Raw genomic sequence first — 22,716 nt, 5'->3', positions numbered from 1 at the left:
ACGGTGATGCCGTAGCGGTCTTGGCCCGGGCTGCCCCAGGAGACGGGTGAGGAATGGGCCGGCGGGGCCGATCTGTCCCGCCGTGACGGCCTCGGCCAGGTTGGAAAGTTCCCGCCCCAGTCTCACTTCTAGTCTCGATAGGGCCGGGTTCGGGCCCGTTCAGGAGTGTTCATCGGCCACCGTCGCCTCGCAGTAGCGGGGCGGGTAGCTGGGGGTTTGGACGAACGCGATCATGTACGGACGGAGATCCGCAGCAGACCCCCACCCCATCCGTGAACCAAGCGAACTGTCGCGGCCGTGTCATGGAGGCGGGCCTCGCGGAATCCGGCCGTCACGAGTAGATCTTTCCACTCGTGGTAGGTGGTGAAGGTTGAGTGGCTTGAGACGGCAGGCTTCGAGAGATACACCAACGATAGGTCCACGTGTGAGCGACCATCTGATGCCGCTCCCGGCCTGAGTCTGGAGGTCACCGCCATGAGTGAAATGACTCCGGAGACCGTGGCGGCGTTGAAGCGTGCCAGCCAGCAGGTAATCGATCGATACATGACGCGGGACCCCAACATCAACGGCGTCGGGCTTGGGTTCAGGCGCCGGGCCGGGACGCGGACAGATGAGCCGGTGGTCGTTGTTCTGGTGACGAACAAGCAGCCTGAGGCGCTGATTCCGACCGACAGAGTACTCCCGAAGACGGTCGAGGTGGACGGAAGGACATGGGGGGTCGATGTCAAGGAGGGAGGGCCGTTCAGCCAGGGTGCCTCTGTTGCCTCGGGTTCAACGGCGGCTCCGCGTGTACGCGCCGCCATCGACCCTCGATCGGACGTGCGCGTTGGGCCAGCCGAGAAGGACACCAGCCTCTGACCGGTGGGCCATTGGTGCCGGCGTGGGGCCTCCCGCACGTGAGTTGGTGGCCCTACCTGCCCCGCCGCGCGCAACCTAGGCGTCGCCGAACCAGCACAAAGCCCCGACCATCGCGCGATGATCGGGGCTAAGTCCGTTGAGTCATGCGGCGTGCTCGTCCAGGACTGCCCGTACCTCCGGCACGTCCCGGAAGTCCTCCAGCTTCGTGAGCACGACGCGGGACCGTTCGGCCGTCCGGGCGCTGGGGAAGTCCGACGTGAGGTCGAGCATGCGGCGCGCAGCGCTTGCAGCCTCCTCCGGCTCGTTCGCATCCGCCAGTGCGATCACGAGCCACGACAGGTACAGCGCAAGCTCACGGGTCCGCGCGGAGTCGTACCGGTCGAGCACCTCTTGCAACAGCGGGACGGCGCGGAGCGGCCTGTGTAGCTCCGTGTACACGCGGGCGTCCATGATCTGAAGTTCCTCCAGCGACACCCAGTAGGCCCAGATCGGACCCGTGCTGTCCTCCGCGTCCGTCAGCGCCTCGTGGGCCTCCCCGAGTGCGCGCATGGCGTTCTGAGCGTCGCCCGCCATGGTGTGAGCCCACGCGACACGATCGGAGTAGAGCGCACGCGCCGTCCCCGGAGCCTCGTCCCCTGCCTCCTCCCGCGCGGCCCGCGCGAGACTCACACCCTCGTCTTCGCGGCCGGTGTTGGAGTGCTGATAGGCGAGGCTGCCCGCGAGGTTCCCCACAAGCGAGAGGTCTCCCGCTTCCCGCGCGGCGGACACTCCCAGTCGGTACGCCCGTTCGGCTTCCGCGTGCTGTCCGGCGTCGCTGGCGATCCATCCCGCGATCTGCGCGAGTTCACCGATGCCCGTCAGCAGGGTCCGGCCCGTGTCCTCAGAGTGCGACGTCTCGCGGTACAGGCGGACCGCTCCCCGCAACTCGCGGAACGCAGGGCCGAGAAGGTCCCCGCTGGCGACCACGTCATCTGCCAGACGCAACCCATGCGCCCGTGACGCGAGCCCCTCAGCAGCGGACCGGCCTACCCTTCGGCCCTGCTCGCTGACGAGCGGACCCAAGCTCTCCCCGTGATCCGGCAGGAGATAGCCGAGCGTCTCCACGGGGCTCAGGACGCCGTCCGGGAGAGTCTCCCCGCGTGCATACGCGGCGGCCCGCTCCAACTCCTCCAGCGAGACACCCAGCGCCACGGCCAACACCGGAAGCCAGTCGTCCGGCACACGTCCCCCGCGCTCCCACCGACTGACCTCATTGCGCGTCACGGACGACGTACCGGAGATCAGGCATAGGGCCTCCGAGAGCTGCCGCTGACTCTTGCGGGTGGCAAGACGCAACCGGGCAAGGTACTCCCCGAACCGCCTGCGCCGCTCGCTGGTCACCCTGGCCCCTCCCTCGCGTCCGCTGGCCCCTCCCTGGCCCCCCGCCTGGCCCCTTTCATCGTCGCACCGTGCGGAGACGCTGTCTCCAGAAATGTGTCGCTCGACCCAGAGTCAGACCCGCAGACATGCCAACCCCGCGAGGTGATAGCCGCATGGGTTTCCCGCCACCCCCGTCTCTACTCCAGGTCCTGGAAGGCGTGCACACCGAACGCTTGAACTACCTCCGTGGGCTCCTGGAAGCGCTCACGCCCGAGAAGCGTCTAGCGGTCGTGATCGTGGAGCGGGACGGCTTCCCCGTACTGAGCGTCGTGCGCGTGGTGGATTCCTGGTCTCTGATCATCGAATGCAGGTACGACCAGGGCGATTGGTGGTTCGGCGTCCAGGGCCGCGAGTCGTTCGCGCGTGCCGATCACCCCGCCACGGCTGCGCAGAAGGTCAAGGAGGGGATGCGGCTATGACGGAGCGGGAGACCGTCCACGACGTGACCGATGCGTTGGAGCCGAAGCGGAAACCGATCGATGCTCTGCCGCTCGTGCTGGACGCGTTTGAGGAAAGCGCGAGGGAACGCATCCACGAGCGGATCGCGGAGGTGGTACGACTCTTCGTGTACCAAGAGGCGGCCCTCCGGCTACGCGGTGATCACCCAATGGCCGCCACGCTTGCTCTCCGGCACGCGCTAGGAACGGTCCGGCCGCTTCTCGACCGCTACCTCAAGCAGCACGGCATCTTGCCCGCCACGTCGGCCGAATTGATCCGGGGCACTGAGAAGCGCGTGCACTACCTCACCACGTCCGGCCCGGAGGCGGATCTCCCGCCAGACGCTCGCGACTTCCCACCACCGCAGCCACGGGAGGCTAAGCAGTGATCCGCGTCGTACTCAGTCGCGGAGCAGCGAGCATGCGCCAGTGTCACGCTTCAATCCGCTGAGCCGCCATTGGCCGTCACTCCCTCGCTCCAGATCGGCCTTGAAGCCGGTCCTAGAGGTGCCGCGTGTTCCGGGGATCAACTGCTTGGTGGAGGAGTTGGCCAGCCCGGCCTGACTGGCGTCCTGGCAGTCCCGCACGGTGGCCTTGCCAGCCGTGATCTGAACTTTGACGATGCGTACCACTGGGCCTGATCCCCAGGGGATTCGGCCCAGCTCCTTGGATTCCTTAGTGCTCTTGACCTGGAAGACCAGGTATCCGCCAGTCGCGTATCGGGCAAGCGTTGGCTGGATCTCCTCAGTGGGTCCTGTCAGCGCACGCAGGGTGTTGGGCCAGAACGCAGTGTAGGCCGCCCTGACTGCCTTCTCGGGAGTAAGTGAAGGTGAGGTTGTTGGGACCGCACTTGGTGGCGCCGCCTTGCCATCATCAGCACAGCCGGTCAGAGCCAACGTGATCGCCACGGCGGCCACGGTCACGAACCCTCGGCCCAACGAGTCAACGAGAGCCCGCCAATTGTGCGCAGTTGCTCTTGGCGTCACAGAGACTTCAACCCCCTCTTCACTTGTGTGCAGCACCACTCTCACCATTCAGTCCAAGACTGACAACCCCTGTCAGAGGCGGACAGAACCAGCGTCGTATGGTCATCTCCACCGACGTACCGGAGTGTGTTGATGCCTCTGTCCCCCGCCGCCTATCCAACGTCACATCAACCAGGTCTCGTGGCCGCAGTGTTGGACACTCATTTCCACACGCTGGCCATGCCCATGGTTGTCACCTGGATCTACCGGGGGTGTCTGCTCGTCATCGCCGTGACCGTGTGGTGCTTCCTGCTGGCCCTCTGGGTTCTCGCCCCGCAACGGCTGGTTGTGGGGAGTCATGGGCATGATCGCCGCGCCCGTGATCGGCGTCGTGTGGGTGCTCGTCGTGCGGGTCACCTGCGAGTTCGTTCTACTCCGCTTCCGAACGGCGGCCAGCCCGGCCTGTCCAGCCTCGGCTGTGGGCCAGTCTCAATAGGTCATGATCCGGCGTACGTTCACCCGCGTTCACGAGCGTTCGACGACGGACGGAACAAGTTTCCTATGTCTCGAGACATGCGTTTCCTATGTCCCGAGCGAACACACCACCACCGCCTCCGAAAGGCCTCTGAGCTGCGTCGTTAGCTCAGAGGCCTTTGCGATTGATGATCGTGCTGGACGGCTACGAGGGGGAGGGGGTCCATCCGTCCAGCCAGTCGGCGATCTCATGGTCGGAGGCCTGGGCGTCGGTCAACTGAGGCCGGTTGCCGCTCGCCGCCCCGGCGCCGGGGCCGGTGTTGCGGTACTCGGCGAACCGATCGTCCTTCCAGGAGAAGCCACCCATGTCCGACCACGGCGTGGGTTTGATCGCGTCGCTGAGCGCCGTGTTGCGGACGACGGTCTGCGGGTCGAGGGAGGCGTCGCCGCCTGCGTGCCAAGGGCGGCCCAGAGCGAAGCTGCGGGCCGCCACATCGCCGTTCACGACCGAGTTGGTGATCAGGAAGCCCCGGACTCCGGCGGCGGTGGACGGGGCCGTGATGTAGTCGCCCGACGTGCCGTCCCAGCGCTTCTTCAGGGTGAACACCGAGCGGTTGAAGACCGCGGTCGCCCGGCCGAAGACGAAGTCGACATTGCCGATGATGTAGGACTGGTCGATGTAGACGCGCGCGGCCTTGTTCTTGGCTGGGCTCTCCAACTCCAGGGTGTCCTGGTCCCCGGTGATGACGACGCGTTGCAGCATGACCTTGTCGCCTGCTGTGCGTAGGGCGACCGCCTGATGGCCCGGCTGGTTTTTGTGAGCGGCCTCGTCGAAGTCGTTGGAGATGGTCAGGCTGCGTACCTGGAAGTCGTCGGCCTCTGCGGACACCGTGGCGCTGCCTGCAGTGCCGTAGGTGCCGCCGCCGGGCTTGGCTGTCCCGGCCGACAGCCGTTCTACGATCACGACGTCCCCGACGCGTTTGCCGGTGCCCTGGATCGTGACGTGCGGCTTGTTCGCCGGGATTCGCACCGTCCCGCGGTAGATCCCGGGCTTTACGGCGATGACGACCCGCGAGGTGTTCCCGGCCGGGACCGCGTCCACGGCGGCCTGCACAGTGCTGTACTGCCCGCTGCCGTCCTTGGCCACGGTGAGCATGGTGGCCGCGGAGGCCTTGGGCGTCGTTCCGATGGAGGCCCGCGGCCCTGCACCCGCCTTGACGATCGCCCGGACGCCAGCGGTCGGATCAAGCTTGTAGGCGTAGTAGGTCTTCGGGTCGAAGGCGGTCCCGCCGCTCTCGTTGCGTCCCGTGGTACCGGTGAACACGTTGCCGCGCTGCACGAGCGACGCGGTCGCGTCCCGGATCACCGGGTTTCTCAAACCTTCGAAGTGGCTGTTCTCCAGCAGCATCCGGGTCCGCCCACGGGAGTAGACGCCGTACGAACTGGTGATCGCGGTGCCGGGCTCGTCCTGGAGGTAGTTGTTGTACAGGTGCGCGTGCGCGGCGTTGTCGGTCGACGGATTGCGCTGCTCGGTCTCGCGGATCCAGTTGTGGTGGATGGTGATGTCGGTGACGACGTTCTCCGTCCAGCCGATGCCGAACGTCTTGTTGTTGGTGGACAAGCGGTTCCACGACACCGTGACGTAGGTCGTGTCCTTCCGGCTGTCGATCAGGCCGTCCGCCATGTGCCGGAGATCGTTGTGGTCGATCCAGACGTGATGCGCGCCGTCCATCTGGACGGCGTCCCAGTCGTTCTCCTTGTCGTTCCACGTTCCCGCGTACGAGTCGCGGATCGTCAGATTGCGGATGATCACGTTGTGGACGCCCTGGCCTAGGAAGAAGCCGCCTCCCACAATGTGCCCGGCGGTGCCGGCGCCCACGATCGTCTTGTCCGAGGCGACCTTGATCTCCTTGCCTTTCGGCGCCATGTTGATCGTGCCCGCGACGACGATGACATAGGGCGCGGCGGCAGTCGCGTACTTCTCCAGGTCGGCGAGGGTCCGGACCGTCACGGTCGCGCCGTTCCGGCCACCAAAGGTGCCGTTCTGGCCCCGCGCGTTGACCGACGCGAACCCGTCGGCGGCCTCGGCGGCCCATGCTGGTGCCGCCGCGGCAGCCATCCGCGCGTCGCCGCGCCTTCCGGCCTCCCCGACGGCTCCGGCCACGGCGAGACTGCTCGCCGCGGCTACGAGAACGCCGACGGTCAGGCCCAACGCGCGCCGTCGGCGCCGCGCGCGGTTATACATGGTTCCCATTGGCCATCCCGGTTCAGTTGATCTGCAGGTCCTGCCCTGCAGTCGTTCCGAACCGGTCGCGAGGTTGCCGCTACCGCAGATGAAAATGCGGCGTACAGGTCAAGGCCAGCCTGGCGGCCAAGAAGACCCAGGACTGGGGACCGGTATGCGCTCCGGGGAAAGGTGATCCGATGCGCTGTTCTAGATGGTCAAGTCCCACGAGACCGGCCCGTTGCTGGCGTCGAGCCAGACCGTGTGGACGCGGCCGTCGGTGCGGATGCGGAACCGTTCTTGCGACGGACTCCCGGCGTCACGCCACAGACCGACGGCCGTTTCGATGTCGTCCCACAGGCGAACGGGTCCCGCCTGCCGGACAGTCCAGCCGTCGGGCGTGGAGGAGATAGCGGCGATCGAGGGCATAGGTTCAACGCCTGGTGCGATAAGCAGTCAAGAGTGATGCCAGGACGACGGGGAACGCTGGCGACGCGGTCAGACAGTCAGGCGGTAGTGCAGTTCGTATAGGTGGGAGCCCTTGACCAGCACCGACACCTCGACGAGGCGGTCGTCATCGGAGTAGATGACTCGGAACTGTCGGAGCACCGGAACGTTCGGGAGGGACAACAGATCAGCTTCCTCCGTCGTCGGCATTCGAGCCGAAACCGCGTCGATGTGGTAGCGCTGCGGATATCCCGCCTCGGCCAGCACGCGTGGCGCGCCGCCTCGAATCCTTCGCGGATCGGCCAGTGCGGTACCTCGGGCAAGTTCCAGCGGGTAGTACGACCAATCGACTTCTACCGCCCGTCCGCCGTGTCTGAGCAGCCGCTTGCGCATCTGCACCCGATCGGAGCTCTCAAGCCCGAAAGCCTTGGCCACCTCGGCTGGAGGCACGACCTCCGCGACCTCGAGCAGTTCATAGGAATAGCCGCCCGGCTCCGGCGCGAAGTAGGTTCCGACCTCGACCCGGAACGGCTGTCGGTCGCGGACGAACACGCCCTTGCCCTGCCTGCTGGTCAGGTACCCCTCAGCCTTGAGGACCGCCAACGCCTTCTGAACCGTGGTGTTGGCAACGCCGAACTCTTCGACCAGGCGGGCCGTCGATGGAAGTTTCGTCCCCGGTTCAAGGTCACCCGCCATGATGCGGGCTCTCATGTCTGCCGCCATCTGCTCGTATGGCGGACGCTCGTCAGCTCGTCGTGCCACCGATCAACCTGCGATCAATCGGTAGCGCAAGCGACGTCCCTCGGGGACCATCACCATGACCGACGCCTCGAACGGCTTCCCCGCAGTGGTCAGGCACGTTCGTCGTAGAACGATCACAGGCGCGTCTGTAGGCATCATCAGCTCGGCGGCCTCATGCGGCATCGCACCGCGAACCTCGATCTCTTCCCGAGCCTCATGTACGGCGTACCCGAGGTTGGCCAGCAGCGTCACGGCGCCGCCCTTGATCTTTCCGGACTCGGCGAGCGCCGTGCCTGTCGCAATATCGGCGGGATACCACGAATCAGTCAGTTCGACCGGTTGGCCGTCCAGCAGCATCGCCCGGCGCCGAACCACCGCCGGCGCACCTTCTGACAACTCCAAGGCTGACGCGACCTCGGAGGGTGGCGTCTCGGTCACGACCTCTCGGATTTGCTGAGTGCCAGTCCGTCCTTGCTGTGCTGCTTCCTGAGACCAGGGATCGACTTGGCCCTCACTCCGAGGAGACAGGTACGGCAGCGAACTCACGATCCACACAGCGCACTCCTCACTGGTTTGGCATACTTCTCGCGAAAACCATTATGGACGCGCTTGGGACTTCTCATCATGCCGAGGTTTCCTCGGCCCGAGACTGTTGCGCCACCGACCGACGAGCGACTCCCACGCAAGCAAGATCATCGGGGTGGCTGCGCGGTAACGCCGACCTGGAGAAACCAGCGCTGATGCGTCTGGTCGGCGAGCGCGCGTTGCGGTGAGGTAGGTCGGGCGATCGGCGTGGGGTAACCCGGTCCGGCCGAGATCGCGGTGGGGTGGGGCTCCGTGGGCGAGGGGCTGGCCTCGCCCACGGAGACTTGGCGGGTCAGGGGGCGTCGACCAGGACGCCTCCGCTCGTGGCGGGGGCGCTGGTGCCGGCGTAGGTGCGGTTTACGGCGGCTCGTTCGGAGGCGTTCGGGAGGGCGTTGGTGCAGGAGACGCCGCCGGTGGAGCCCGACATCAGGGACGAGCACGGGCCGGGCTTGCGATCGGGGAGGCCGAGGCTGTGGCCCATCTCGTGCGAGGCGATGCGGGTGGTGTTGTAGCCGTCGGTGACGGCCTGGCGGCCGAACCAGATCGTGACGCGGCCGCCGGAGCGGACCGGGCCCAGCTGGGCTCGCGGCCAGCCGTTGTCGGCGATGACCACGATCTCGGCGCGGCGGCCGGCGGGGGCCTTCTGGATGCGGACGTTGGTGACGGTGGAGTTCCACGCCTGGGCGCCGGCGGCGACGGCGCTCTTGAACTCCGCCGCCTGACTGTCGTCGTAGTAGAGGGTGGTGGCCAGCAGCGCGGCGGAGCTGGCCGCCGGGGTGATGGACAGGGTGAGGGTGATGGCGGCGGTGCCGATCAGGGCTCGCGCGCCTTTGCGTCGCAGCATGCGGGGGGCCTCCTCTGGGCCGTAAGGAGCTGCACTGCGGTAGGACCCGGGTCAAGCTGGCCTGAGCGTATTTGTGACGATTTGGCCCAACAAGTGGTGTGATGTGTCACAAAAGACGCGGGATCTCTGTCAGGTTCCCGAGTCAGGCATGGTCAGCGATCAGCCGACGGTGACGAGGGCGACTCCTGCCGCGGCGATGGCGAGGCCGATCTGCTGTACGGCGCGGAGGCGCTCGCTGTAGGCGATCCTCGCCATCAGGACCGTGATCGCCGGGTAGAGCGAGGTGAGAACGGCGGCGAGGCTGAGCATCCCGTCCTGGACCGCGAGGAAGTAGAGCGCGTTGGCCCCGGCGTCGAGGGCGCCCGAGAGCAGGGCCAGGCCGATCATGAGGCGGCCCGAGACCTTGGGGCCGGTGTCGGGGCGCAGCCGGGTGAGGAGCAGGAACGCCGCGAGGATCACGACGAGGTTGCCTGTTCTGGCGGCGACGAGCGGCCAGAGGCCCGAGCCGTCACCTGCTTCTTTGAGGAGGATGAAGAAGACGCCGAAGCAGGCCCCGGACAGCCCCGCCATGACGGGACCGTTGTCCAGCCAGTTGGTGGCTGCTTGGCGGTCCTCGCCGTTCTCCTCCATGCTCACCAGGCCGATCGCGACCAGGCAGAGCAGCACGCCGAGGAGGACGGTGGCGTCGAGCCGTTCGCCGCGCAGCAGGCCGACTCCGACTGGCAGGAGGGACGCGGTCAGCGCGGAGACCGGGGCGACGACGCTCATCGGGCCCTGCGCCAGCGCGCGGTAGAACGTGATCAGGCCCGTTCCGCCGGCCACTCCGGCTCCGAATCCCCACGCCATGGAGGGAAAGGACGGCGTGCCGCCGGTGAGCAGGGTCGCGATCACGACGAATGCCAGGCCGGTGGGCACGCACCAGAGCAGTGCCTTGAGCGCGGTTGAACGCCGGGCGACGGCGCCGCCGAGGAAGTCGGCGACGCCGTAGGAGAGGGCCGCTCCCAGGGCGAGAACGGTCACCATCACTCGGCGCCGATCAGCCGGCTCCGGATCCGGACGTCCGGTGAGATCACGCGCAGCCGGGCCACCAGGTCGTCGCCCGCCTCGCGGAGCCGGTCGAGCGGGTACGGCTCGAGGCGTTCCAGGAGGAAGAGGACGTTCTTGGTGTCCTCGGTGACGCGCGTACGGACGCACTGCCGCCAGTTCCACCGCCTGCAGGTGACGCCTTCGTCGTCGCGCCAGACCACCTCGCCCGGCGCCGGGTGCTCCACGGCCGGCTCGCCGCTGGCGATGACGTCGAACGCCTCGTCGCCGGTCGCACGGACCAGGCGGGCCGCGCCGGAGTAGCCGTCGAGGTCCTCGCCGCCGATCGGCAGGACGTACTCGACGCTGACCGCGTTGTAGGCGTCGACGACCTTGTTGATCGCGGGCAGGGAGTCGGCCCGGCGGATCAGGGCGTCGACGGAGGGCCGGGTCCGCTTCGGCTTGGCACCGAAAGCCTGGTAGGCCTCGCGCCAGGCGAGCACGTGGGGGTGCTCTTGCGCGTCGCGCGACCGTTCGCCGGCGACGGCCAGCCAGTCGAACGCGGTGTCGTCGCTCGGCCCGTTCGCGAGTCCCTCGGCCGTGATGGCGAGCACCGCGAAGTCCGGGCGCAACTCCCGTACGGCCCGGTCAACGACGATCTGATCCAGCACGTGCGTCCCTCCATCGATCGGCAACGCGGTCATTTTAGTGGACTACCGAGGACACTATAACGACCACGCGTCCGCTGCCTCTAATCTGGGCCCGGACAGGAGGCAGCGTGAGCGAGCAGGAACAGATCGGCGAGGCCGTGGCCAGGACCGTGCGGACCCTGCGTGGCCGCCACGGCTGGAGCCTCGACGAACTCGCGGCGCGCGCCGGCGTGAGCAAGGGAGTGCTGGTCGGCCTGGAGCAGGGCCGCGGCAACCCCAATCTCAGCACGCTGATCCGGGTCTCGGACGCGCTCGGGGTGTCCCTGACACATCTCGTCCAAGTGCGGGACGAGCCGCTCGTACGGCTGTTCCCACCGGACAGGCACGTCGTGCTGTGGCGAGGCCCGGACGGCGGCACCGGAACCCTGCTTGCGGGCAGCGACCCGCGTCCATCCCTGGAACTATGGGACTGGCTCCTGAGACCCGGCGAGCTCAGGGAAAGCGAGGCCCATATCCCTGGCACCAAGGAACTCATCCACGTTCAGGAGGGAATACTCACTCTGAACGTAGACGGTCACGCGGACACGCTGGCCGCTGGGACGGCCGCCGTGTTCGTCGGTGACAGACCGCATGCGTACGGCAACGAGACGGCCGCTGACGTGCGCTTCACACTCGCCGTACTGGACCCGTGACCTGAAGTGCCGGTGACGATGGAACACACCATCCCCATCCATTCGTTGCGGAATTGTGCGGACGCTTGTCAACAACCCCTTCGACGGTCGATGATCCCGCTCGAAAGGTGTCGTCTCACCCCAAAGGGGCAATGAACGGTGAACCGACCAGAGACCCATGACCGCGCCCGGGTGCAGAGCGCGGTAATGGTCCTCCCCGGTGGGACCACCTGGCAGACCATCGACCCGGCCGTCGCCGAGGCGCCGCATCTCCTGGCCGCCGTGGCCGCCGCGTCGCCGACCGACATCTGGGTCGCCGGCCACGCGGACCAGCAGCCGTTGCTCGCCCGCTGGGACGGATCTTCATGGGTCGTCCCGCCCGGTCCCGAGCCGGAGGCCGCGCTCGTCGGCGCCGGCATTCAGGGCATCGCGCTGACCTCTGGCCCCGTGCGGGCCATCGCGGTGGGCGGCGGCTACGACCGGCTGGGCGGCACCGAGGTCCCGCTCATCCGGCATTGGAACGGTTCGTCCTGGTCCGCATCGGCCGCCCCCGAGCCCGCCAGCGACTATGTGCTCACGGACGTGACGGCCGCGGGCGTCGGAGCCTGGGCGGTCGGCCACGGCTTCCCCTGGGGCGCGGCGGGGCCGGTCGCCCTGCACTGGTCCGGCACGGACTGGCAGGCCGTGACGATGCCGCAGATCCCAAAGGGCAAGCTGCTCGCGGTGTCCGCAACCGGCCCCGACGACGTATGGGCGGTCGGTGCCGACGACCGGTCCGGGCTGATCACGCACTACGACGGGCGAGCCTGGACGCGCGTGCCCGCGCCATCGACGCGCTTCCCGCTCACCGACGTGATCGCGATCACGCCGGACGAGGCGTGGGCCGTCGGTCGTGATCGCGTTCTGCAGTGGAACGGCCGGAAGTGGAAGCGCGTCAAGGCCCCGATCACGGCGGCCAACACGATCACGGCGACCGCCCCCGACGACGTCTGGGTCGCGGGCGGCCACGGCGAACTCGCCCACTACGACGGCCACCGCTGGACCGTGACCACCTCGCCGCAGCCCATGGGCGACAGCACCGTCTGGCTGGCGTCCGCCTCGGTGCCGGACGGCGTCTGCATGGTCGGCTCCCACCAGGTGGTACGTGCCACCGCCGTGGACACCGACTCCACGATCAGCGCCCAGTCCAGCGACTGACCCCACCAGTGCGAGTCCGTCCAGTACGAGTCCGTACGGCTACGAGTCCGTCGCAGTACGAGTCCGTACCAGCGCAAACTCCAACCACCAGGCGGTCAGCTGATCAGGCGGTCACTGGTGAGCGGCTACCTCGTGTCAGCTGGTGAGACGGACGGGCATGACCAGGTAGCGGAAGCCCGTGTCTTCGTCAGTGTCCAGAGGGGCGGTGTCGGCTTCGTCCCCTTCGGGGTCGGGGATGGCGCTGAGGAGCGCGGCCTTGGTGGGGCCCGTGCACTGGAGGCGAGCGAACTCGGTGTGGACGCCGGCGAGGCCGTCGAGCAGGTATTGGGGGCTGAAGGCGATGTCGATCTCATCGCCGGTCAGGCTGCCCGGCAGGGACTCGTTGGCGCGGGCGGCGTCGCCGGAGGCGGCCCGGATCTGCACCTCGTCCGCGGAGAAGGCAAGGCGGACGGGGGTGTTGCGCTCGGTGACCAGCGCCACCCGCTTGAGGGCCTCGGCGAACGGCGCCGTACGTACGCGAGCCTCGGTGGTCCAGTCGCCCGTGAGGCGGCTGCGGTAGTTGATGTACTGCTCGTCCAGCAGCCGGGTGGTCATGCTCCGGCCGCCGCTCTCGACACCGATCAGGGTGTCGCCGCTGCCCGACAGCCCGATCATGACCTCGTCCCCAGCCCGGATGGACCTGGCCGTGTCGGCGAGCGTGCGGGCGGGGACGACGATCCCGGCGGCGAAATCGGGGCTCGACGGTGACCAGGTCAGCTCGCGGGCGGCGATCCGGTAGCGGTCGGTGCAGGCGAGCCACATCGTGTCGCCCTCGAAGTCGATGCGGACGCCGGTCAGCATGGGGAGCGTGTCGTCCCGGCCCGAGGCGGGCGTGACCTGCATGACGGCCTCGGCGAACAGGTCACCCGGCATGGTGCCCGCCTGCCCTGGCGGGGTCGGCAGCGTCGGGTAGTCCTCGACCGGCATCATCTGCAGCCCGAACTCGACGCTGCCGCAGCGGACCACGACCTCCGCGCCCTTGGTCGAGAAATCCACAGGCTGTGGAGGAAGGTTCCGTACGATCTCGGCGAGCAACCGGCCCGGCACGAGAACGCGGCCCGGCTCGGCGACATTGGCCTCCACCTGGGCGCGGGCCGAGACCTCGTAGTCGAATCCGGCCATGATGAGCCCGCCGTCGGCCGTGGCCTCGATGAGCATCCCGGCCAGGACGGGCAGCGCGGGCCGGGCGGGCAACGTGCGCGCCGCCCAGGCCACCGCCTCGGCGAGCGTCTGCCGTTCGACCCGGAACTCCACCATGTCGCGTCCCCTCAACTCACGCCTGCAACACGAACGTTAGTCGCAGCCAGGGACAAAACGGCCCCGCCCCGGAATCCGCCTGAGAACAGCGCCAGAGGCGGGAGCAGCTCAGCCGGGGAGCAGGACCATGCGACGACCCCGACCACCGCAGGTGCGACCACCGCAAGTGCGAGCACCGCGAGCGCGACCGAAGGTCTGACGACGGAGCAAGCGCCGAAGGCGAAGCTCCGGCGGAAGATCGCGCGGAAGATCGCGAAGCGATGCAGCGTTCGCCCACAAGTCCGGTCAGGCCGAGCCGCCAGGCAAGGCCGTACGCCGGACTCGCGACTAAAGATCAAAACAGCGTCGTCGTGGGATCTTCGACGGTGCGGACGCCGTGCTCGAAGTCGAGCAGGCGGCGCTTGCGCTCCAGACCGCCGCCGTAACCGGTGAGGCTGCCGCTGGAGCCCACGACGCGGTGGCACGGAACGATGATGCTGATCGGGTTCTTGCCGTTCGCCAGCCCGACGGCGCGGGAGGCGGACGGCTTGCCGATCTGCAGGGCGAGTTGCCCGTACGAGATCGTCTCGCCGTACGGGATCTCTTGGAGAGCCTCCCAGACCGTGCGCTGGAACGGCGTGCCGTGCAGAGCCAGCGGCAGCTCGAAGTCCGTGAGTTCACCCGCGAAGTAGGCCTCCAACTGCTCCACGACCTGGCCGAACGGTGGCGTGCGGCAATCAGGCTCCCGGTCGCCGAAGACCTCCTCCGCGGGACGGTGCCGCTGGAGGTTCATGTAGAGCCCGGAGAGCACGCCGTCGGTCGCCACCATGGTCAGCGGGCCGTAGGGACTCTCCATCACCGCGTGCGTACGGTGCCCGGCGTTCGAAATCATCATCTCGGTCCTCTCGTCGGTCAGGCGGCGGGCAGCCGGTTGATGGCGTGATCGCCGGTCGCCCACAGGTACTGCACCGCGTACGCCCGCCAGGGACGCCAGGACGCGGAGTGTTTGGTGAGCGCCGCCGGTGTGGCGGGGAGCCCGAGTTCGCGGGCCGCCACACGGACGCCGAGGTCGCCGGGGATGAAGGCGTCGGGGTCGCCGAGCGCGCGCATGGCGATCGTCTCGATGGTCCAGGGTCCGACCCCGGGCAGGGCGGCGAGCCGGTTCCGGGCTTCGGTCCAGTCACTGCCGACGCCCAAATCGATCTCACCGGCCGCCAACGCTTCCACCAGCGTGGTGAGCGTCGTACGGCGCGTCTGTGGAAAGGCCAGCTGTGCCGGATCAAGCTCCGCCAAGGCAGCAGAGTCGGGGAACAAATGGGTGAGACCGCCGTCCGGATCTACGACCGGCTGGCCGTGTGCGATCACCAGCCGTCCAGCATGCGTGCGCGCGGCCGCCGTCGACACCTGCTGCCCGAGCACCGCCCGTACGGCGAATTCCTCCGCGTCGACCGTACGCGGCACCCGTCGGCCCGGAGCCTTGTCGACGAGCGGCGCGAGCACCGGATCAGTACGCAGCAGGTCGTCGACCGCGACGGGATCGGCGTCCAGGTCGAGCATGCGCCGGCACCGGCTGATCGCGATCGTCAGGTCGCGTACGTCGGTCAACGACAACGTGCAGGCCACATGATCCGGCTGAGGGCGCAGGGTGACGATCCCGTGCCCGTTCGGCAGCCGAAGCGTGCGGCGGTACGCGCCGTCCCGCCACTCCTCCACGCCCGGAACACTGGTCGCCGCGAGGTGGCCGAAAAGATTGTCCGGACACAACGGAGCCCGGAACGGAAGCCGCAGCGACAGAGTCGCCACCGACGCCCCCGCCTTCGCCTCCTCCGGAGCCGTGACGGCCCGGTGGCCCCGAGCCACGCGGTCGCGCAGCTGGGTCGGGGTGAGCGCGAAGACCTCGCGGACGGTGTCGTTGAACGCGCGGATGCTGGCGAATCCGGCGGCGAACGCGACATCCCCCATCGGCAGGGCGCTCGTCTCGATGAGGAGCCGCGCGGTCTGGGCACGCTGGGCCCTGGCCAGAGCCAGTGGCCCTGCGCCCAGCTCGGCCTGGAGTTGCCGTTCGATCTGGCGGGTGCTGTATCCAAGGTGAGAGGCCAAGCCAGGCACACCCTCCCGGTCCACCACACCGTCCGCGATCAGCCGCATGGCACGAGCCACGACGTCGGCACGCTCGTTCCACTGCGGTGAACCGGGGCTGGCATCGGGCCGGCACCGCTTACAAGCCCGGAATCCGGCCTGCTGAGCGGCCGCCGCGCTCGGGTGGAAGCGCATGTTCTCGGGCTTCGGCGGGACGACCGGGCAACTCGGCCGGCAGTAGATCCCCGTGGTCACGACCGCAGTGAAGAACCACCCGTCGAAGCGCGCGTCCTTGGACTGGACCGCCCGTACGCACCGCTCAACATCCTCATGCATGCCTCAAGCATTACCGAGGCCGCCCCCTCCCACTAGCGAAAATCCGACATCATCCTCGGGCCCCAGGCGGGCCTTGAGTGGCGTCTAGGGAGCGGAGGTTGTGGAGGGAAGCCTCGGGGGGCTTAGGGGGCTTCGTGAGCTTCGGAGGCTTAGTGAGCTTTGGTGAGCTTCGGAGGCTTTCGGGGCTTCGGCGGCTTCGGGGTTGGGTGGCTTGCGAAGGCGTAGAGGGCCACGCCCACGGTGATTGCCAGGATGCCGGCCCAGGCGGCTGCGCCTGGGGGCTCGGCGGACAGGATCACTGGCTCCAGCAGCGCCACGAAGACCACTTCGGCTGCTTGGGTCGCCTCCACTGCTGCGAGGCGCAGGGGGTTGTCGCGTACCTGCTGGGTCGCCGCGAAGAACAGCGACGTCGCGATCACTCCGGAGCAGATCGCCACGACCGTCGTGCCGGTGAGTTGGCTGGATGAGGGCAGGCCTGCGCGTAGGCCGCCTGCCAGTCCGAGCACGAGCCAGAACGGGAGGCTTGCGATCGACATCGCGAGCAGCCGCTGGAACGTGTCGAGGCTGTCACCGGCGAGCTCCATCGTTCTGCGGTTGCCCACCGGGTAGGCGACGGCGGCGATCAGCACCGCGAGGACGCCGCCGGCGACGGCCCACGACAGCCGCCCTTCGCCGCCGAGCTGGGTGAGGAAGACGCCGCCCAGGATGAGCCCGGAGAGTGCGACTCCCTTGGCCGGGATGCGGCGCCGATGATCGCCTCGCATGTAGAGGAACGGCGCCAGGAACATCCCGCAGATGATCGTCACCTGCCAGGTCGCCGCCACCATCCAGCCCGGAGCCGTCGTCGCGGCCATGCACAGCGGCGCGTAGAAGAGCCCGAAGCCCACCGTGCTCCACAGCGTCCACCGGCCTGGCTGCGCGCGCAGGGCCCGCAGCACCGGCAGGAGCCCGCCACTGCGAGGCCGGGCCACCACGATGACGAAGAACACCGGCAGGGACAGCAGAAAGCGCAACGATGCGCTCCACTCCCACGCGCCGCCGTCCACGGCCATGAGCCGGTTGGCGATGAACGAGGACGAGAAGAACAGCGCTCCCAGGAGCCCGATGCCGACAGCGGCCGGGGCCGCTCCGCCTGGCGCACGCCGCCGTGCCGCCGCGTGCCTGCCCGACCGGACCCACGAACCCGCGCTCACCATCGCCACGTTCGCCACTGCCCGCCCCCGCCCCTATCCCCGTCCAGGTCCACGTCCCGCTTGGTCTCGGCAGAGACTACTGGGGCAAATCCCATGACCTCGCAGGTAATCGCCTTTATCGCCCGCACTCGGCACCGTAGAGGCCATGAACCACGACGCACAGAAGCAAGCCCAGCGCTACATCGACATCTGGAACGAGAAGGACGCCGCCGTCCGCAGGGCCGCCATCGACGAGGTGTGGACCGAGAACGCCGCGTACACCGACCCGCTCGTGACGGTCGAGGGACGCGACGCCCTCGACGCGACCATCGCCGCCGTGCAGCAGCAGTTCCCGGACTTCGTCTTCCGGCTCGCCGGGGACGTCGACGCCCACCACGACCTTGCCCGCTTCACCTGGGAACTCGGCCCGGCGAACGCGGAGGCCGTGGTGGTCGGCTTCGACGTGGCGGTCTTCGCCGAGGACGGCCGGATCGACACGGTGCACGGCTTCCTCGACAAGATCCCCTCGTGACCACCCGCGCGTGACGGCGGAGACGATCCGGTAGTCCCGCTGCAGCACGCGGTTGTGCAGGTCGGCGGCAGCCGCGTGGCACAGACCAGATCTGGCGCAAGGCGCCGGATCAGATCTGGCGCAAGGCGCCGCCGTCGACCGCCCACTCGGCGCCAGTCACCTGAGTGGCGAGCGGCGACAGCAGGTAGGCGATGACGCGGGCCACGTCCTCCGGCCTGCCGAGCCGCCCGGTGGGCAGCTTCCGCTCGTCCCGGACGAAGCGTTCGATGGCCTGCTCGACAGGCAGGTCATACTGCTCAGCGAGTTGCTCGGCGAAGCCACCCGGTGCGTCCCACAGCCGCGTGCGGGTCGGGCCCGGCGAGACGACGTTGGAACGGATGCCGCAGCGGCCGAACTCCCCCGCCAGCGTCTTGGACACCGACAACAACGCCGTCTTGGTCGCCGCGTAGTCGACCAGCGGCGTGTCAGGGAACCGGCCCGCCTCGCTCGACAGGTGGACGAGGCTTCCGGCGCCCTGGTCGATGAGGGCCGGGAGTGCGGCCCGCGCCATCCGTACGGCGGCGTGGAAGTTCAGCTCGAACGTGGCGTGCCACTGCTCGTCGGTGACATCGAGGAAGCCGATGCGCGAGTTCAGCGCGCCCGCGTTGTTGACGAGCCCGTCGAGACGTCCGTGCCGGTCGAGCGCCGCGTCGACGATCCGCTGAGCCGCCGCGGGGTCGGTGAGGTCGGCGGCGACTCCGGTCACGCGTTCGCCCAGTTCACCGAGGGCAGCGACGTCACGGGCGACGCCGACGACGTGCGCGCCCTCGCCTGCCAGCAGCCGGGCGGTGGCCTCGCCTATGCCCGCCGAGGCGCCGGTGACAAGGTAGACCTTGCCGGTGAGTTCGAGGTCCATGATCAGTCCTCTGCGATCGCGCGGCGGGGAAGGAAGACCGCCATCAGTGCGGCACCCGCGAGGGCGACGGCGGCGTTGACGAGTGTCGCGGTGTGGACACCACCAAGGACCGAGCGGTCGCCCGCGGTGGCGATGGCGCTCATCACCGGGATGCCGAGGGTGATGGCGACCTGCTGGGTCATGGTCGCGAGCCCGGTGGCCAGCCCCTGTTCGCCGTCTGGCAGGCCGGAGGTGGCGGTGCCCATGAAGGCCACGATGGCGACGAGGTTGCCGAAGCCGCCGATCGCGGTCGCGGCCAGCATCAGCGGCAGCCCGCTCCGGGTCTCGCCAAGGCCGAGGAGCGCCGCCGTCGCCAGCGCCTGGAGGACCAGCCCGGCGGCAAGGGTCCACCGGCCGCCCAGCCGGGCCATGATCCGGGGAGCGGCGACGCCGCCCGCGAACGTGCCTGCGCCGAGGACGCCGAGTGCGAGCCCGGTGGCCATCGCCGAGTAGCCCAGCACCTGCTGCAGGTAGAGCGTCATCAGGAAGACCAGCGAGGTCTCGGTGGCGAACGCGATGAAGCCGCCGATGTTGCCCCAGGTCACCGTGCGCTTAGCGAGGACGCGCAGCGGTACCAGCGGGGCAGGTGCGCGCCGTTCGGTGATCCAGAAGGCCGCCAGCAGCACTGTCGAGAGCACGAGGGAGCCCAGCGCGAACGGGTCGGACCAACCCTGCGACCCAGCGGCCGTGATGCCGTACACGAGCGCCAGCAGCCCGCCGGTGACGGTGATCGCGCCTGGCACATCCAGCCGCGTGCCCCGCGCGACACGACTCTCCCCGATCGCAGGACTGGCTTCAGCCATCACAGGGCTGGCTTCAGTAACTGCACGGCTGGCTTCAGTAATCACGCGGCTGGCTTCAGTAATCACGAGAGGCGCCGCCACCAGCACGAACACGGCGATCGGCACGTTGATCAGGAACGCCCAGCGCCAGCTCAGCAGGTCGGTGAGCACGCCGCCCAGCACCGCGCCCGCCGTGAACCCGGCCGACATCAGCGCCCCGCTGAGCCCGAGCGCCCGGTTGCGCAGCGGCCCCTCCGGAAAGGACGTGGTGATCAACGACAGGGCCGCCGGGGTCGCGATGGCCGTGGCCAATCCCTGCATCACCCGTCCAGTCAGCAACAGCGCTGGGGAGGTGGCCAGCCCGCCGATGAGCGAGCCGAGCGCCAGCAGTCCCATTCCGGTGAGCAACATGCGCCGCCGCCCGAAAAGGTCCGCCACGCGGCCGAAGAGGAGCGTGAACCCAGCGGCGGGCAGCGCGAAGGCGGTCGCGATCCACTGGAGCGAGCCGAGCCCGAAGCCCAGCCCCTCACCCACGATCGGCAACGCCACGTTCAAGATCGAGAAGTCGATGGCGAGCATGAACTGCACGCCGAGCAGCAAGACCAGGATCAGCCTGTGCCGCGAGGTCATCCGCGTCGGGGCAGGTGCCGCGACGCCGGTCAGAGTAGCCATGGAGCGCCTCTTCCAAGGGGATCGTCTTGATCGAACGCGTCCACGATCCGCCAGCGCGCCTCGTCCACCCAGGCCTCGCTCGTTCGTACGCCCGCGGTGCCTACCACTGCCAATGGCACCCTCGGCGATCCGTGCCCGCCACCGGCTACGGCACCCTCGGCAATCCGTACCTGGCACCGGCTACGGCACCCTCGGTGATCCGTGCCCGGCACCGGCTACGGCACCCTCGGCAATCCCTGCCCGGCACCGGCCACGGCACCCTCGGCAATCCCTGCCCGGCACCGGCCACGGCACCCTCGGCGGTCCGTGGCGGCTCGGGCTCCGGATACGCTCGGCTGTCATGGCGCAGGGGAACGATCTGGGGGAATTCCTCAAGTCCCGGCGGGCTCGGTTGCAGCCCGACGAGGTGGGGCTGCGCTCGTACGGCGGTCGCCGGCGGGTCCCTGGGCTGCGTCGTGAGGAGCTGGCCCAGCTCGCCGGGGTGAGCGTCGCCTATTACGTCCGGCTGGAGCAGGGGAACGCCGACAACGTCTCCGCCGAGATCATCGATGCGATCTCCCGGGCACTGCGGCTCAACGGTGACGAGCACGCCCACCTGCACCGCCTCGCCCACCCGCCGCGCACCGACCACCGGCAGGATCCGCCGCGGCTGCGCCCGCCGCTCCAGCATCTCCTCGACTCGATCACGCACGCCCCCGCGTACGTCGTCGGGCACCACACCAACGTGGTCGCCTGGAACCGCCTCACCGCCGAGATCTTCGTCGACTTGGCCGAGGTGCCTCCGGACGAACGCACGTGGACGCATCAAATCCATCTCAACGGCGGCTACCGGAGCCGGTTGGCCGACAATTGGCTGCCGGTGGCCTGCCGGAACGTGGCCTACCTCCGCCTGCGAGCCGGACAGGACCCGGACGACGCGCGCCTGCGTGCCCTGATCGACTCTCTTCTTGCGCGCAGCGACGACTTCCGGCGGCTGTGGGACGAGCACCGCGTCATCGAACTGACCCACGGCGAGGCACGGATCGTCCACCCCGAGGTCGGGCTGCTCGTCCTGCCGTTCGAGACCTTGCATCTGCCTGGCGATCCGGATCTGAGCCGCCTCATGATGTACGCGGCGGAGCCCGGCTCGGAGTACGAGCACAAGCTCGATCGGCTCGCCACGACCTCGACCCGGAGTTCGAGCTCGGACCTGGCGAGGTCGGCATGAACGAACCACAGCTCATCGAGTGGGTCGAGGACGGGGTGGCCCGTTCGGCTCGCTGGCGTTCGGAGAACGGGGCGGCACCGCCGCGTCGCGTGGTGATCGCCGACGACACGACCAAGGCCGACGACGCGTACCGCCTGGCCTGCGAGGGCACCGCACTGTTGTGGCGGGGCGACTTCCAGAACGCGCGGCAGCTCCTCCAGGCCATGACGCGCCGCGCCGACCGTACGCCTCGCCGTGCAGACCGCCGCAAGCGCAAAGGCAAGGGCGAGGATGAGGCGTCTTCGCAGGTCCAGGCGTTCCACCTGCATCGCCAGGCGCAGGCACAGCGAGCCCGGACGCTGGGCATGGTGCTGATCCCGGTCGAGGCCGGCCACAAGATCTCCCTGCGCCGGGCCCCGGACGTCGAGCAGGCCTGCCTGGAGGCGTACGGGGAGGCGAACGAGCCGTACGTGACGTCGTTGCGCGAGTTGCAGGGGCTCATCGGCGCGCACGAGTGGCGGAAGAAGGGCGTGCCGATCCCGGCGCTCGGCGGCGATCGGATCCACCCGCACTACGGCGTGTTCTCGCCGGTCAGAGGCGAGTACGTGGATCTGGTCGCGACGGCGCCGCTTCCGCCGGGCTCCGTCGCGTTCGACATCGGTACGGGCACCGGCGTGCTCGCGGCGGTGCTGGCGCGACGCGGTGTCGAACGGGTCGTGGCCACCGACCAGGACCAGCGCGCCCTGACCTGCGCACGCGAGAACATCACACGGCTCGGCCTGGCAGGCCAGGTCGAGGTGATCGAGGCGGACCTCTTCCCGCCGGGCCGTGCGCCGCTGGTGGTGTGCAACCCGCCCTGGCTGCCCGGGCGCCCGAGCTCTCCGCTGGAGTACGCGGTGTACGACCCGGGCAGCCAGATGTTGCGAGGCTTTCTGGACGGCCTGACCCACCATCTCGAACCAGGCGGCGAGGGCTGGTTGATCCTCTCCGACCTGGCCGAGCACCTCGGGCTGCGCACGCGGGCCGAGCTGCTCGACGCGTTCGAGACGGCCGGGCTCCACGTGCTCGACCGGATGGACATCAAACCTCGGCACCCGCGCGCCGCGGACTCTGGCGACCCGTTGCACGAGGCCCGCGCTGCCGAGGTCACGTCCCTCTGGCGCCTCGCGCCCCGCTGAGTCATCGAACGCCCGATTGCCCATGCCTTCCCATG

At 68.8% G+C, this 22,716-nt stretch carries 24 protein-coding genes; 9 read left to right on the top strand and 15 right to left on the bottom strand.

What is annotated here, in order from left to right:
- The first annotated feature begins 360 nt into the window (after nt 1-360).
- The gene (locus ACH34W_RS49070) at nt 361-858 is read left to right on the top strand and encodes a hypothetical protein (RefSeq protein ID WP_395968153.1); all 498 of its coding nucleotides are present in this window, start codon (nt 361-363) and stop codon (nt 856-858) included.
- 141 nt (nt 859-999) lie between these two features.
- Here ACH34W_RS49070 and ACH34W_RS49065 read toward each other — a convergent pair whose 3' ends face one another.
- Entirely contained in the window at nt 1,000-2,238 is a 1,239-nt protein-coding gene (locus ACH34W_RS49065; RefSeq protein ID WP_395968152.1) for a helix-turn-helix domain-containing protein, read from the bottom strand.
- Nucleotides 2,239-2,390: 152 nt separating this feature from the next.
- Between ACH34W_RS49065 and ACH34W_RS49060 the strand changes: the two genes are divergently transcribed.
- Together ACH34W_RS49060 and ACH34W_RS49055 are read left to right on the top strand one after the other, a co-directional pair.
- Nucleotides 2,391-2,696: a hypothetical protein gene (locus ACH34W_RS49060; protein WP_395968151.1), complete on the top strand. Its 306-nt coding sequence runs from the start codon at nt 2,391-2,393 to the stop codon at nt 2,694-2,696.
- A complete protein-coding gene (locus ACH34W_RS49055; RefSeq protein ID WP_395968150.1) occupies nt 2,693-3,103 on the top strand; it encodes a hypothetical protein in 411 nt (136 codons plus the stop codon). Before ACH34W_RS49060 ends, ACH34W_RS49055 begins: the two co-directional genes overlap by 4 nt.
- Nucleotides 3,104-3,115: 12 nt before the next feature.
- On the opposite strand, the gene ACH34W_RS49050 is transcribed toward ACH34W_RS49055, so the two are convergent.
- A complete protein-coding gene (locus ACH34W_RS49050) occupies nt 3,116-3,622 on the bottom strand; it encodes a hypothetical protein (protein WP_395968149.1) in 507 nt (168 codons plus the stop codon).
- 403 nt (nt 3,623-4,025) lie between these two features.
- On the opposite strand from ACH34W_RS49050, the gene ACH34W_RS49045 reads away from it, so the two are divergent.
- Complete coding sequence (locus tag ACH34W_RS49045) at nt 4,026-4,175, top strand: DUF4282 domain-containing protein (RefSeq protein WP_395968148.1); 150 nt, start codon at nt 4,026-4,028, stop codon at nt 4,173-4,175.
- Nucleotides 4,176-4,358: 183 nt separating this feature from the next.
- Here ACH34W_RS49045 and ACH34W_RS49040 read toward each other — a convergent pair whose 3' ends face one another.
- From ACH34W_RS49040 to ACH34W_RS49010, 7 genes are all read right to left on the bottom strand, one after another.
- A complete protein-coding gene (locus tag ACH34W_RS49040) occupies nt 4,359-6,407 on the bottom strand; it encodes a pectinesterase family protein (RefSeq protein ID WP_395968147.1) in 2,049 nt (682 codons plus the stop codon).
- Between the two features lie 180 nt (nt 6,408-6,587).
- Nucleotides 6,588-6,806, bottom strand: coding sequence for a hypothetical protein (locus ACH34W_RS49035; RefSeq protein ID WP_395968146.1), 219 nt, complete (start codon nt 6,804-6,806; stop codon nt 6,588-6,590).
- 69 nt (nt 6,807-6,875) lie between these two features.
- Nucleotides 6,876-7,547: a GntR family transcriptional regulator gene (locus ACH34W_RS49030; RefSeq protein WP_395968145.1), complete on the bottom strand. Its 672-nt coding sequence runs from the start codon at nt 7,545-7,547 to the stop codon at nt 6,876-6,878.
- 42 nt (nt 7,548-7,589) lie between these two features.
- Nucleotides 7,590-8,111 carry a GntR family transcriptional regulator gene (locus ACH34W_RS49025; RefSeq protein WP_395968170.1) on the bottom strand — a complete coding sequence of 174 codons (522 nt, stop codon included), beginning with the start codon at nt 8,109-8,111 and terminating at the stop codon, nt 7,590-7,592.
- A gap of 331 nt (nt 8,112-8,442) precedes the next feature.
- Nucleotides 8,443-8,994, bottom strand: coding sequence for a snapalysin family zinc-dependent metalloprotease (locus tag ACH34W_RS49020; protein ID WP_395968144.1), 552 nt, complete (start codon nt 8,992-8,994; stop codon nt 8,443-8,445).
- Between the two features lie 159 nt (nt 8,995-9,153).
- Complete coding sequence (locus ACH34W_RS49015; protein WP_395968143.1) at nt 9,154-10,017, bottom strand: EamA family transporter; 864 nt, start codon at nt 10,015-10,017, stop codon at nt 9,154-9,156.
- On the bottom strand, nt 10,017-10,712 hold the full coding sequence (locus ACH34W_RS49010; protein ID WP_395968142.1) for a B3/4 domain-containing protein: 696 nt from the start codon (nt 10,710-10,712) through the stop codon (nt 10,017-10,019). Before ACH34W_RS49010 ends, ACH34W_RS49015 begins: the two co-directional genes overlap by 1 nt.
- Nucleotides 10,713-10,795: 83 nt before the next feature.
- Between ACH34W_RS49010 and ACH34W_RS49005 the strand changes: the two genes are divergently transcribed.
- Together ACH34W_RS49005 and ACH34W_RS49000 are read left to right on the top strand one after the other, a co-directional pair.
- Nucleotides 10,796-11,359 carry a helix-turn-helix domain-containing protein gene (locus tag ACH34W_RS49005; protein ID WP_395968141.1) on the top strand — a complete coding sequence of 188 codons (564 nt, stop codon included), beginning with the start codon at nt 10,796-10,798 and terminating at the stop codon, nt 11,357-11,359.
- 138 nt (nt 11,360-11,497) lie between these two features.
- Nucleotides 11,498-12,535 (top strand): hypothetical protein, encoded by a 1,038-nt coding sequence (locus ACH34W_RS49000; protein WP_395968140.1) that lies wholly within the window; start codon nt 11,498-11,500, stop codon nt 12,533-12,535.
- A 135-nt stretch (nt 12,536-12,670) separates the two neighbouring features.
- Here the strand turns inward: ACH34W_RS49000 and dnaN are convergent, their stop codons facing one another.
- The 4 genes from dnaN to ACH34W_RS48980 form a co-directional block, all read right to left on the bottom strand.
- Nucleotides 12,671-13,828: a DNA polymerase III subunit beta gene (gene dnaN / locus ACH34W_RS48995; RefSeq protein WP_395968169.1), complete on the bottom strand. Its 1,158-nt coding sequence runs from the start codon at nt 13,826-13,828 to the stop codon at nt 12,671-12,673.
- A gap of 337 nt (nt 13,829-14,165) precedes the next feature.
- A complete protein-coding gene (locus ACH34W_RS48990; RefSeq protein ID WP_395968139.1) occupies nt 14,166-14,705 on the bottom strand; it encodes a methylated-DNA--[protein]-cysteine S-methyltransferase in 540 nt (179 codons plus the stop codon).
- Nucleotides 14,706-14,722: 17 nt separating this feature from the next.
- Nucleotides 14,723-16,225, bottom strand: coding sequence for an AlkA N-terminal domain-containing protein (locus ACH34W_RS48985; protein ID WP_395968138.1), 1,503 nt, complete (start codon nt 16,223-16,225; stop codon nt 14,723-14,725).
- A gap of 149 nt (nt 16,226-16,374) precedes the next feature.
- The gene (locus ACH34W_RS48980; protein ID WP_395968137.1) at nt 16,375-17,436 is read right to left on the bottom strand and encodes a multidrug resistance efflux transporter family protein; all 1,062 of its coding nucleotides are present in this window, start codon (nt 17,434-17,436) and stop codon (nt 16,375-16,377) included.
- A gap of 127 nt (nt 17,437-17,563) precedes the next feature.
- On the opposite strand from ACH34W_RS48980, the gene ACH34W_RS48975 reads away from it, so the two are divergent.
- Nucleotides 17,564-17,929, top strand: a complete 366-nt coding sequence (locus ACH34W_RS48975) for a nuclear transport factor 2 family protein (protein WP_395968136.1) — start codon at nt 17,564-17,566, stop codon at nt 17,927-17,929.
- Nucleotides 17,930-18,038: 109 nt separating this feature from the next.
- Here the strand turns inward: ACH34W_RS48975 and ACH34W_RS48970 are convergent, their stop codons facing one another.
- Together ACH34W_RS48970 and ACH34W_RS48965 are read right to left on the bottom strand one after the other, a co-directional pair.
- The gene (locus tag ACH34W_RS48970; protein WP_395968135.1) at nt 18,039-18,824 is read right to left on the bottom strand and encodes an SDR family NAD(P)-dependent oxidoreductase; all 786 of its coding nucleotides are present in this window, start codon (nt 18,822-18,824) and stop codon (nt 18,039-18,041) included.
- 2 nt (nt 18,825-18,826) lie between these two features.
- The gene (locus ACH34W_RS48965; protein ID WP_395968134.1) at nt 18,827-20,317 is read right to left on the bottom strand and encodes an MFS transporter; all 1,491 of its coding nucleotides are present in this window, start codon (nt 20,315-20,317) and stop codon (nt 18,827-18,829) included.
- Nucleotides 20,318-20,657: 340 nt separating this feature from the next.
- Here ACH34W_RS48965 and ACH34W_RS48960 point away from each other — a divergent pair, with 340 nt between their 5' ends.
- Both ACH34W_RS48960 and ACH34W_RS48955 read left to right on the top strand, forming a co-directional pair.
- Complete coding sequence (locus ACH34W_RS48960) at nt 20,658-21,524, top strand: helix-turn-helix domain-containing protein (protein ID WP_395968133.1); 867 nt, start codon at nt 20,658-20,660, stop codon at nt 21,522-21,524.
- Nucleotides 21,521-22,681 (top strand): methyltransferase, encoded by a 1,161-nt coding sequence (locus ACH34W_RS48955; protein WP_395968132.1) that lies wholly within the window; start codon nt 21,521-21,523, stop codon nt 22,679-22,681. Before ACH34W_RS48960 ends, ACH34W_RS48955 begins: the two co-directional genes overlap by 4 nt.
- Nucleotides 22,682-22,716: the final 35 nt, after the last annotated feature.

The sequence above is a fragment of the Actinomadura sp. 6N118 genome (assembly GCF_044326415.1).
GTDB lineage: Bacteria > Actinomycetota > Actinomycetes > Streptosporangiales > Streptosporangiaceae > Spirillospora.
Note: the sequence above shows the minus strand (reverse complement) of the source record. Positions and strands in the feature narration are given on the sequence as shown.

Excerpts from the sequence above, each read along its gene's own strand:
- ACH34W_RS49060 (WP_395968151.1), top strand. The coding sequence starts at position 2,391 with ATGGGTTTCCCGCCACCCCCGTCTCTACTCCAGGTCCTGGAAGGCGTG.
- ACH34W_RS49055 (WP_395968150.1), top strand. The coding sequence starts at position 2,693 with ATGACGGAGCGGGAGACCGTCCACGACGTGACCGATGCGTTGGAGCCG.
- ACH34W_RS49040 (WP_395968147.1), bottom strand. The coding sequence starts at position 6,407 with ATGGGAACCATGTATAACCGCGCGCGGCGCCGACGGCGCGCGTTGGGC.
- ACH34W_RS49035 (WP_395968146.1), bottom strand. The coding sequence starts at position 6,806 with ATGCCCTCGATCGCCGCTATCTCCTCCACGCCCGACGGCTGGACTGTC.
- ACH34W_RS49030 (WP_395968145.1), bottom strand. The coding sequence starts at position 7,547 with ATGGCGGCAGACATGAGAGCCCGCATCATGGCGGGTGACCTTGAACCG.
- ACH34W_RS49020 (WP_395968144.1), bottom strand. The coding sequence starts at position 8,994 with ATGCTGCGACGCAAAGGCGCGCGAGCCCTGATCGGCACCGCCGCCATC.
- ACH34W_RS49015 (WP_395968143.1), bottom strand. The coding sequence starts at position 10,017 with ATGGTGACCGTTCTCGCCCTGGGAGCGGCCCTCTCCTACGGCGTCGCC.
- ACH34W_RS48990 (WP_395968139.1), bottom strand. The coding sequence starts at position 14,705 with ATGATGATTTCGAACGCCGGGCACCGTACGCACGCGGTGATGGAGAGT.
- ACH34W_RS48985 (WP_395968138.1), bottom strand. The coding sequence starts at position 16,225 with ATGCATGAGGATGTTGAGCGGTGCGTACGGGCGGTCCAGTCCAAGGAC.
- ACH34W_RS48975 (WP_395968136.1), top strand. The coding sequence starts at position 17,564 with ATGAACCACGACGCACAGAAGCAAGCCCAGCGCTACATCGACATCTGG.
- ACH34W_RS48970 (WP_395968135.1), bottom strand. The coding sequence starts at position 18,824 with ATGGACCTCGAACTCACCGGCAAGGTCTACCTTGTCACCGGCGCCTCG.
- ACH34W_RS48965 (WP_395968134.1), bottom strand. The coding sequence starts at position 20,317 with ATGGCTACTCTGACCGGCGTCGCGGCACCTGCCCCGACGCGGATGACC.
- ACH34W_RS48960 (WP_395968133.1), top strand. The coding sequence starts at position 20,658 with ATGGCGCAGGGGAACGATCTGGGGGAATTCCTCAAGTCCCGGCGGGCT.
- ACH34W_RS48955 (WP_395968132.1), top strand. The coding sequence starts at position 21,521 with ATGAACGAACCACAGCTCATCGAGTGGGTCGAGGACGGGGTGGCCCGT.